The sequence below is a fragment of the Sphingobacterium kitahiroshimense genome (assembly GCF_025961315.1).
Taxonomy (GTDB): domain Bacteria; phylum Bacteroidota; class Bacteroidia; order Sphingobacteriales; family Sphingobacteriaceae; genus Sphingobacterium; species Sphingobacterium anhuiense.
The window spans coordinates 6,285,548-6,291,775 of record NZ_JAOQNK010000001.1 but is presented as its reverse complement, the minus strand read 5'-3'; the positions used below and the strand labels follow the sequence as shown (position 1 = coordinate 6,291,775).

Here is a 6,228-nt window from a genome sequence, read left to right as displayed (position 1 = left end):
TTATCCAATATCATTATTGAACAGAATCCGGTTGCGCTTAAAGAAGTACTCATTATAAAACAGAAATCTCTAATTGAACAGAAAATAGATCGAACGGTTGTTAACGTAAATGGACTGATAAGTAACTCTGGGACATCTGCATTTGATGTATTGGAAAAAGTTCCAGGTGTACGGGTAGATCAAAATGGATCTATTACATTAAAGGGAAGATCGGGTGTTGCTATTTTTATTGATGATAGACCGACTTTTTTATCAGGTGCCGATCTGGAAAGTTACTTAAAATCGCTACCATCAGCATCACTGGATCAAATTCAGATAATGACCAATCCCCCAGCAAAATATGACGCAGCCGGCAATGCGGGAATCATCAATATCACAACAAAAAAACAGAACATAAAGGGTTTTAATATGGGTCTTAGTTCCAGCATAGGTCAACATAAGTACACAACTACAAATCATGCTCTTGACTTAAGTTATAGAAATAGGAAACTGAATGTATATGGAAATCTTGGTTACATGCTCCGAAACGGTTTCGCAGATTTAGTGATAAATAGGACGCATAAAGATGAAAATGGAGCGACTTCCTCATTTTTTAATCAGAATTCAAATATTAGAAAAACCGGACATGGATTTAACGCTATTGTTGGCCTAGACTACTACACTTCTGAAAATACAACCTGGGGTATTAATATTGGGGAAAATCTACGATATCCAACTAGCAATATTAATAGTAAAAGTCTGATCAGTGACGCAAATGGCAAATTGGATTCTACTGTATTGGCAAGTAATACAGAAAAAAGCAAGTACAGAAATCAAAGTGTCAATATAAACTTCAGGCATCTGTTTACAAAATCTAAATCGGATCTAGCGATTGATCTTGATTATATAACTTATCAAATAAGCAATGACCAGTCTTTTATGAACGATGGAAACCTGGAAAATGGAAGCAATCGTTCGCATGAGCTGTTGAATGGTATGTTATTGTCTGATATAAATATTTATGCTGCAAAAACGGACTTTACTTTGCCCTTGAACGGAAATCTTAAAATCACAACGGGACTTAAAACAAGTATGACAGAAACAGACAATATCGCGGATTATTTTTTCACCTTAAAAAGTCAATCTGTTCCGGATTATGATAAAACAAATCGCTTCAAATATAGCGAAAACATAAATGCAGCATATCTGAACGTAAATAAGGATTATAAAAATTTAAGCATTCAGTTAGGATTAAGAGTCGAAAACACATGGTCCAAAGGGAATCAATTTGGAAATATAATGAAACAAGATTCTTCTTTTAAACGAAATTATACGGGTTTGTTCCCAACGTTATTTATGCTGTACAAACTAGATAGTTCAGAAAACAATCAGCTGAGATTGAATTATGGAAGGCGCATTGACCGCCCATACTTCCAAGACCTGAATCCTTTTATATCTCCGCTGGATAAATTTACCTACTTGGTGGGAAATCCCAATTTAAAACCTGCTTATTCGGATAAAGTAGAGCTAAGCTATATATATCTGAAACGTATAACGGGTACAGCTGCATACAGCAATACGAAAAATCAAACTAATGAGACTATAGAAATTGTTGATGAAATATATTATAGCCGTCCGGATAATATCGGTAGTACGAAAGTACTAAGTTTTTCTCTTGATGGCAGTTTTAATCCAGGAGCATGGCTGAACTTGCAGTTCTACAGCGAAGTAGCACATGTACATGCTAAAAGTAGTTTCTACACCGGAATTCTCGACAACAAAGGAATAAATGGATATTTACAGGGAATGATCGGCTTCAAACCGGGGCGAGATTGGCTTATTCAATTTGATGGACATTATCAATCAAAAATAACCAATGCTCAATTTATTTATGGTAGTAAATGGGGAATTAATATGTGGGTGTCAAAAAAAATATCACAAAATGCATCGGTTAAATTTAATGTGAACGATCTTTTTTATACAAACATTAATAAAGGAATCATCAACAATCTGAAGTCGACAGATGCAAATTATAAAAATATTGGTGATTCACGAAGAGCTCTTTTAACGCTAAGCTATAGGTTTGGAAGGAATATAGCTAGTCCTGCAAAATATGACTCGAAAGGTGCCGATGATGAAAAGAATCGGGTAAAACAATAATTTGTTTTCAGTTAAACATAAAGATGATGATCGTATTCGATCTTGATGTTAACACATCTTTTTAGTTAGCTGAAACTAGTAAAACTTGGTAAAAATATTCCTTAAGGCTGCTCAGGAAGAGCGCATCATATATATTGATGAATTTGATTCTCTTGGTCAGGTGCGTGACTGCAGCCAAGATCATGGTGAAATGAAATATATGATTAAAACCATTTTACAACTGTTTGACGACCTGCCGCAAAGTAGCATGGTCAATAACTGCAACAAACCAAAAGGAGATGTTAGATGAAGCCCCACTGCGTCGATTTGACTCTGTCTATCTCATTGGAGCTATCGGAAAAAGAACAGGATCGAAAAATTGATTAATATCGCACAGAAGGAATTCTTGTTTGGATTTGATAAGAAAGTATCTCTTACTAAACTGATAGAGAGTGCTAAGGAACTCTCCTACTATACCATACAGAAAACATTGGTCAGTGCGGTAAATCTACCCACACGTCTACCACAAAGGCACAAAAAAACCGCTTGGTCATCCAAGCGGTTCTGTATATTTTATAACGATGTTCTACTTCAGTTTTTCGATCTCGTTGGTAGTAAGACCTGTCGCCTCAGCAATTTGTTCTACTGATAAACCCATCTTTGTAAGCTTCAAAGCTGTGTCAATGGCTTTATTGTGTTCGCCTTGGGCTTCAGCACTTACAATTGCTTTTTTAGCTTCTTTCAATTGCTTTTCTAGTCCTCCCAATTGTTCCTCTAATCCTTCTTGATACATCCGCACTGCTTCAGCATCCCACTTACGTTTTAAACTAATATCATACATAGTCTTTTCCTCCTTTGTCAATTTTGCGTAGCTGGCCAACTGAAAGAAGCGTTGAAATACCGCCGATTTCATGATCCGTGGCAAGGTCTTTAACGTAGACATATTTTTAAGCATAAAGAATACTTTGTCCAGTTCGTCTTCAACCTCAGCTTCGCTTTTAACAAAGTTAATAATTTATCATATATAATTTAACTTGATGGAATGATAGATCCCTTCAGGATTCGAGGTAAATAAACCCAAATCCTTCATAGAAAATTTGTCCTGAATCTCTATGACACAGGCAGGTATCGTGAAAATAAGTTTTATGATCACCTCCCGGCATATGAAAACCGTCCATCAGGACAATGGTATAAACCTCGGGAATGGCATACCCCCAGGCTTTGCGGTTTCCCTTAGGTGCTGTGTCTGAAATGACCTTGCTGGCATAGTACAGCATACGTTGTTTCAGGTTGGTCTGTGTACTCGTCTGCATCTCGATGATGATCTCTTCTCCTGTACTGATCTGCACTACAAGATCAAAGATAACTTTACCTATCTCTTCGGTTGCTCCGATACGCTCGGTATCCCGATAAGTAAGATCTGTGATGGTCTTACGACCATGAAAGATGATGTTTAAAAAGTTGATCAGGTTGACCTTGTCTCCGAATAATCGCTTGAATCCTTCATCAGTGGTTGGATCAATAAATACGGGTTGTGAATGCTTTAACATAATTTTAGGATTTATTTAAATAATTAATTACATAAACCAAATATGATAAAAACTAAAAATATTAGTCGGTTATTAAACGTTTGTAGTCGTTTGTAACCGTTTGTTGTCGGCTTGCACAACTTGGATCAATCTTTAGAGATGCTATAGAAAAAAGAAAAGCCACATCTTACGATGTGGCTTTAACTAAACATATGCATTCAAACTTAACTTACTTATACGTGTTGATGGATTGGGATACTTTCCAGTTGCCACCGTCATTGACCAAGGTGATTAAATCGGTCTTGGTAAATCCTTCAAATTGTTGGGTCACTTTTGCAAGCATATAATCACCTGATTGCTCAACAATGGTAGTGCTTGTTTTACAGTTCAACTGCTCGCCTTTTTGTTTTTTCAAGAAGGAAATTACTTCTGAACGGCTGTTGATCTTAGCTTCTGATGTCTGAACTTTTTGATTAAAATCTGAAGTAAACAACTGCTCTACTCCTGCCGATTGACCTTCAGTCATAACGGCTACGTAATGATCAATGGCGAGATCTGCTGTGGATAGATTGACCACCGCTTTTTTAGAGTTGTCTCGTACTGGTTTAGCTGCTGCCATCGTGAATGTTGATACGGCGATCAAAGCTGCTGCTGCGAATGTTTTTGCTAAAGTTTTCATAATATCTTTATGTTATATTGTTAGTTTATTGTTCTTAATTGTTGATTCAAAAGTAGGGTGTTAATCGTCCCTTGCCTATGGCAATTAGACTAAACCAATTAAAAACTCGGTGAATGATAGAAATGGGTAGGTGAATCTTTCTAAACTTTTTGATTGGAAAGGAATTGTGACTAAATGTAAGCCAAAAGTTGAGTTTAGGAAATCCTGCGATGGATTGGCTATACTTTTTTGTAAATTAGGTTCGAAAGCATAGTGCTGCTGAGCAAACTACTATATTAGCGTATAAGGTAAAAGAAGACTAAACAGAAAAGGGTAAATAACATATTGAGTAAACCAAATATGAAACGAATTTTTATTAACCAAACAGGAGACTCAAATAAATTTTGGATAACTGAACAAATTGATGAAAAGTATATAGTTAAATGGGGAAAAATTGGTACTGAGGGACGTAATAATGAAAAAGAATTTGCTACAAAAGAAGAATGTTCAAAAGAAATTGAAAAACTTATAAAAGAGAAGATTAGCAAAGGATATTTAGAAACTATACTAATTACGAATTGATGCGGATCATTGCTAAACAATGGAGTAAAATAGAAATTCTTATTTTTCTATGAAACCATTGCAAAACACCTCCATTTTTTCATCGTTTAGGGCGCGCTTGTCATTTAACAGCTCTTTATTCATATTGTACAGGTAGCTTTTTTTGAAAAACTATTTATCATTAAAAATTCAGAAACTCAACTTCTGTAATATTATTTTACAATTTTTATCTGTTAGAAGAATAATTATATTTGCAGCAGAGCATTACAAAGCCTGATAAAACTTAATACACAATCAACTCTCACTATTATATTTTTCTTTGTAGTCAGTTGGTGTTGTACCTGTAATACGATGAAAAACTTCTCGAAATGCTTTAGTATCATTGTAGCCAACGTCATACATTACCTCATTAACCGTTTTTCGAGAATTTTCAAAAGCCTTTTTAGCAGCTTCCACTTTTAGTCGTTGCAAATAATCAAACGGTCTTAAGCTGGTTGCCTTTATAAATCTTCGGTCAAAGTTTCTTCTACTCAATCCAAATTTCAAAGATAGATCTTCAATGGAAATTTTATCTTGATAATGTTTTTCCATATAAAGTTGTGCCTCAAGGATAATCTCATCAATATGATTTTTATGACCATTAAAAATTAAAAATTCAGATTGTTGATTTCTATCTAAATCAACCTGAAAATATTTGGCACAATAAATAGCTGTTTGACGGTCATAAAATTTTTCAACCAAATATAATAACAGATGCAAAAAAGAATAAGCACCACCATTGGTATAAATCCCATTTTCATCCGTAATTAATTTATCAGTCTGTAAATTAACATTCGGGAAAAGTTCTTTAAATTTTTCAGCCAATGCCCAATGGGTAGAACAAACCTTTCCAGTGAGTAAATCGGCAGATGCCAACATAAAACTTCCTGCACACATACTGGCAACTTCTGCACCTTCTTTGTATTGAGACTTGATCCAGTCAATTAATAATTGGTTATTGGTTGTTGCTGTATCATAACTACGAATCAAGGTTGCAGGAATAATAATCAAGTCGTTTTTTGGACATTTAGATATAGTGAGATTTGACTTTATAGTCAAAAATTCATTTTTGAGTAATTTTTCATCTGTAGCACTTACCAAATCAACTTTAAATACAATTTGTTTTCCTAACTTTTCGTAATACAAATTAGCACTCATAAACATCTGATAAGTACCAATTATACAGGCAACGGTACTCAAACTAGTCTGGTCATCGGGAATCAAAATACTTAATTGTTTCATTGTAAATTATTTGAAACAAAAATAGCCTATATTATTGTCCAAATCAACCCTTTAAAACGTCTAATTAACACCCTATATAAG

General features: G+C 34.7%; 7 protein-coding genes. 3 read left to right on the top strand and 4 right to left on the bottom strand.

The window, feature by feature from the left end; translation table 11 throughout:
- Both M2265_RS26885 and M2265_RS26880 read left to right on the top strand, forming a co-directional pair.
- Nucleotides 1–2,139: outer membrane beta-barrel protein (locus M2265_RS26885; RefSeq protein WP_264599375.1), on the top strand; the 2,139-nt coding region annotated here is incomplete at its 5' end.
- Between the two features lie 85 nt (nucleotides 2,140–2,224).
- A complete protein-coding gene (locus M2265_RS26880) occupies nucleotides 2,225–2,428 on the top strand; it encodes an AAA family ATPase (RefSeq protein ID WP_132768789.1) in 204 nt (67 codons plus the stop codon).
- 276 nt (nucleotides 2,429–2,704) lie between these two features.
- Here M2265_RS26880 and M2265_RS26875 read toward each other — a convergent pair whose 3' ends face one another.
- The 3 genes from M2265_RS26875 to M2265_RS26865 form a co-directional block, all read right to left on the bottom strand.
- A complete protein-coding gene (locus tag M2265_RS26875; RefSeq protein ID WP_262708417.1) occupies nucleotides 2,705–3,130 on the bottom strand; it encodes a DUF2802 domain-containing protein in 426 nt (141 codons plus the stop codon).
- A 43-nt stretch (nucleotides 3,131–3,173) separates the two neighbouring features.
- Nucleotides 3,174–3,668, bottom strand: a complete 495-nt coding sequence (locus M2265_RS26870) for a PD-(D/E)XK nuclease family transposase (protein WP_132768793.1) — start codon at nucleotides 3,666–3,668, stop codon at nucleotides 3,174–3,176.
- 208 nt (nucleotides 3,669–3,876) lie between these two features.
- The gene (locus M2265_RS26865) at nucleotides 3,877–4,326 is read right to left on the bottom strand and encodes a nuclear transport factor 2 family protein (RefSeq protein WP_132768795.1); all 450 of its coding nucleotides are present in this window, start codon (nucleotides 4,324–4,326) and stop codon (nucleotides 3,877–3,879) included.
- 339 nt (nucleotides 4,327–4,665) lie between these two features.
- Between M2265_RS26865 and M2265_RS26860 the strand changes: the two genes are divergently transcribed.
- The gene (locus M2265_RS26860) at nucleotides 4,666–4,887 is read left to right on the top strand and encodes a WGR domain-containing protein (protein ID WP_132768797.1); all 222 of its coding nucleotides are present in this window, start codon (nucleotides 4,666–4,668) and stop codon (nucleotides 4,885–4,887) included.
- A 273-nt stretch (nucleotides 4,888–5,160) separates the two neighbouring features.
- On the opposite strand, the gene M2265_RS26855 is transcribed toward M2265_RS26860, so the two are convergent.
- Nucleotides 5,161–6,147, bottom strand: a complete 987-nt coding sequence (locus tag M2265_RS26855) for a GlxA family transcriptional regulator (protein WP_132768799.1) — start codon at nucleotides 6,145–6,147, stop codon at nucleotides 5,161–5,163.
- Nucleotides 6,148–6,228: the final 81 nt, after the last annotated feature.

Bases quoted from the DNA above. Each gene is read 5' to 3' on its own strand.
- M2265_RS26870 (WP_132768793.1), bottom strand. From the start codon at position 3,668: ATGTTAAAGCATTCACAACCCGTATTTATTGATCCAACCACTGATGAA.
- M2265_RS26865 (WP_132768795.1), bottom strand. From the start codon at position 4,326: ATGAAAACTTTAGCAAAAACATTCGCAGCAGCAGCTTTGATCGCCGTA.
- M2265_RS26860 (WP_132768797.1), top strand. From the start codon at position 4,666: ATGAAACGAATTTTTATTAACCAAACAGGAGACTCAAATAAATTTTGG.
- M2265_RS26855 (WP_132768799.1), bottom strand. From the start codon at position 6,147: ATGAAACAATTAAGTATTTTGATTCCCGATGACCAGACTAGTTTGAGT.